Source organism: Pantoea sp. Ap-967 (genome assembly GCF_011752565.1).
Classification (GTDB): domain Bacteria; phylum Pseudomonadota; class Gammaproteobacteria; order Pseudomonadales; family Pseudomonadaceae; genus Aquipseudomonas.
In genome coordinates this window covers 1-2948 of sequence record NZ_VWXK01000065.1, presented here as the reverse complement: position 1 = coordinate 2948, position 2948 = coordinate 1, and the positions used below count along the sequence as shown (strand labels likewise).

The following is a 2948-nucleotide window of genomic DNA, read 5'->3' as shown; positions in this document are numbered from 1 at the left end:
CCGTAAGCGTCCAGGGAAGTCACATTGCGATGGCCTAGCTGCAACCCTTTTAGGGGTGAGGTCACTGCCTCGTCCAAACCATAGTCTGAACAGTAATATGCGGATGACTTTCCAATGGCTCCCATTCATCCAGGAAGACAAACCCCTGTTTCAAATAGAAGCTTGAGGCTCTAGCGTTTTCAGGAGAGACATCCAGAAAAACGCCGTCAAAACCTCTCTCAGTGCATCGAGCCTTTACGATATCCACCAGTTCTTTTGCGATGCCAGAGCCCCTAGCCGCAAGCTCTACCCACATCGCGATCAAATTGAAACGCTTTGACTCACTGACTGCGGCACCGACCATCCCGACGGGCCTGCCTTCGTCGAACGCCAGCCAGAACTCGGTTCCCGTAGATGAGGCTCGTTGTTTCCACTGGTCACAGTCATAGGCAGCAGCAGTCTTGTAACTGACGCCAAAGGCTGTTGGCGTATCCAGAAGCGCGGCAAGCCTGACGCGCTTGAGTAACATCCAGTCGTCCTCGCTTGTTGCTCGAATGCGCATATCTGTCCTTAGTATCGTTTGTCCGAGGGGGTACGGGAAATGGGCCCTCGCAGATCAGCCACCTATCCACTGATGCGGCAGCAGTTGTTCGATCTGATTTGCCTTCTGCGTTGGCAGCCGCGTCAGTACATCCTTGAGATAGGCATACGGATCATGCCCATTCATCCGCGCCGACTGGATCAAACTCATGATGGCCGCAGCCCGCTTACCGCTGCGCAGCGACCCGGCAAACAACCAATTCGAGCGCCCGAGTGCCCATGGCCGTATCTGGTTCTCGACCTGGTTGTTATCGATGGGCACAGCCCCATCGTCGAGGTAGCGCGTCAGCGCTACCCAACGTTTCAGGCTGTAGTCGAGGGCTTTAGCCGTGGCTGATCCGTTGGGCACCTGGTCGCGCTGAGCCAACATCCAGTCATGCAGTGTTTTGCTGATCGGCACCGCCATTTCTTGGCGTATTCGCCAGCGATCTTCGTCGATCATGTCCAGCGCTTGGCGCTCGATCTCGTACAAACCGCTGATTGAGTGCAAGGCCTGTTCAGCCAGCTGACTTTTATTCGCCACATGTAGGTCGAAAAACTTGCGACGAGCGTGGGCCATGCAGCCGATTTCAGTGATGCCTTGCTCAAACCCGGCTTTGTAGCCAGCGAAGTCGTCGCAGACCAGCTTGCCGTTCCAGTCACCCAGGAAGTTGCGTGCATGTTCGCCAGCACGGCTTGGGCTGAAGTCGTAAACCACCGCTTTGAGCGCCGAAAACGGCGTGGTGCTGTAGGCCCAGACATAGGCCCGGTGGGTTTTCTTCTCGCCTGGCGCAAGCATTTGCACCGGTGTTTCATCAGCGTGAATCACGCCCTGCTCCAGCACCGCTTCACGTAGCGCATCGACTAACGGCTGGAGCCGCACACCGGTTTGCCCAACCCATTGCGCCAAGGTCGAGCGAGCAATGGCCAGTCCGGCGCGGCCAAAGATTTTCTCCTGCCGGTACAGCGGCAAGTGATCGGCAAACTTGGCCACCATCACGTGGGCCAACAAACCTGCGGTCGGGATACCTTTGTCGATGACTTGGGCTGGTACCGGCGCTTGGGTCAGTGTTTCGCACTGACGGCAGGCCCATTTGCCGCGTACATGTTGCTCGACGGTAAACACGCCCGGCGTGTAATCCAGCTTCTCGCTGACGTCTTCGCCGATGCGTTGGAGCTGGCAACCACAGGCGCACTGAGTGTTTTCGGGTTCATGGCGAATGACGATGCGTGGAAACTGCGGCGGCAAGGGCGCACGTTTCGGGGATTGCCGTGGTTCGGACTGTGGCACAGCTGGGAGGAGCTGCTTTAGCTCGGCCTCGATAGCTTCAAGGTCTGTGTCGAGCAGGTCATCCAGCAAGCTGCCTTGCGCCGGGCTCATTTGCTCGCTGCGCTTGGCAAACTTGTGGCGTTTGAGCAGGGCGATTTCGAACTTGAACTGTTCGATGAGGATTTCATCGTTCTGGATCTTCTCGCTCATCGCCTCGACCTGGGACTGCAACTGCAACGCCTGTGCCGCCAAGGCACGAAGCTGTTCCGGGGTCATCTGGTCGAGGTTGGGCGAGAAAGTCATGCCGCCGATTGTGCCAGAGCAGGCGCGGGACGACGACAAGTAGACCGGCCAAATGGCCGGCGTTTACAGCACGCTTATCACACCGCCGGCGCCAAGGCGCTGCCACGGCAGGCCCAGTACCAATGCCTGGAGTTGTTCGTTGTCGAGCTCGACCTCGCAGCCATGGCGAATGCCGGGCCAGTGGAACTTGCCTTGGTTAAGTCGCCGCGCTGCAAGCCAGACGCCGACACCGTCATGCACCAGCACTTTCATCCGGTTGGCCCGGCGATTGGCGAACAGGTAAGCGCAGTGCGGCTTCGCCGCACCAAACACCGCGATCACTCGGGCTAAAGCGGTTTCGGTACCGGCGCGCATGTCCATCGGCTCGGTGGCCAGCCAGATCGCATCGATGCGGATCATTGAGCGATCGCCCGAATAAATTGCGCACAACCCTCGGGATCCGAGGCTGGCCATTTTACCGTGATCACTTGTCCGGCCACGGGCAACTCGATGATCACTGACGCTTCGACTGGCCGTTTAGGTGCGGCTTTTAGCGGGACGAATGCCGGTAGTGGAGCCGCTGCGGGCTGATTTCGATAGAGCGGCAGCCATTTGCGGATGACGTTGGCATTGATGCCGTGGGTGATGGCGACACTGGACACGGTTGCGCCAGGTTGCAGGCATTCCTGAACGACCCGGGCCTTGAACGGTTTGGGATAAGAGCTACGTTGGCGCATGGAAATCCTGGCGATAAGGGTGATCGCGTCCGCTTGAAAATACGCGGACACCATCGCCCTTAAAACTGGAGTTCGGAAGGTGAGTTTGCCGGACGCTTACG

4 protein-coding genes are annotated in these 2948 nt (G+C 58.2%); all 4 read right to left on the bottom strand.

Annotation, left to right across the window (positions count from 1 at the left end; translation table 11 throughout):
• Nucleotides 1-61 precede the first annotated feature (61 nt).
• The 4 genes from F3J45_RS29455 to F3J45_RS29440 all read right to left on the bottom strand — a co-directional run bounded on the left by F3J45_RS29455 (nucleotide 62) and on the right by F3J45_RS29440 (nucleotide 2847).
• Nucleotides 62-541, bottom strand: coding sequence for a GNAT family N-acetyltransferase (locus F3J45_RS29455; RefSeq protein WP_167070865.1), 480 nt, complete (start codon nucleotides 539-541; stop codon nucleotides 62-64).
• Between the two features lie 54 nt (nucleotides 542-595).
• Nucleotides 596-2131, bottom strand: a complete 1536-nt coding sequence (locus F3J45_RS29450; RefSeq protein WP_167070864.1) for an IS66 family transposase — start codon at nucleotides 2129-2131, stop codon at nucleotides 596-598.
• Nucleotides 2132-2194: 63 nt separating this feature from the next.
• Nucleotides 2195-2530 carry an IS66 family insertion sequence element accessory protein TnpB gene (gene tnpB / locus F3J45_RS29445; RefSeq protein WP_167070863.1) on the bottom strand — a complete coding sequence of 112 codons (336 nt, stop codon included), beginning with the start codon at nucleotides 2528-2530 and terminating at the stop codon, nucleotides 2195-2197.
• Nucleotides 2527-2847, bottom strand: a complete 321-nt coding sequence (locus F3J45_RS29440; protein ID WP_167070862.1) for a transposase — start codon at nucleotides 2845-2847, stop codon at nucleotides 2527-2529. The genes tnpB and F3J45_RS29440 overlap by 4 nt, the downstream gene beginning before the upstream one ends.
• Between the last annotated feature and the right edge of the window lie 101 nt (nucleotides 2848-2948).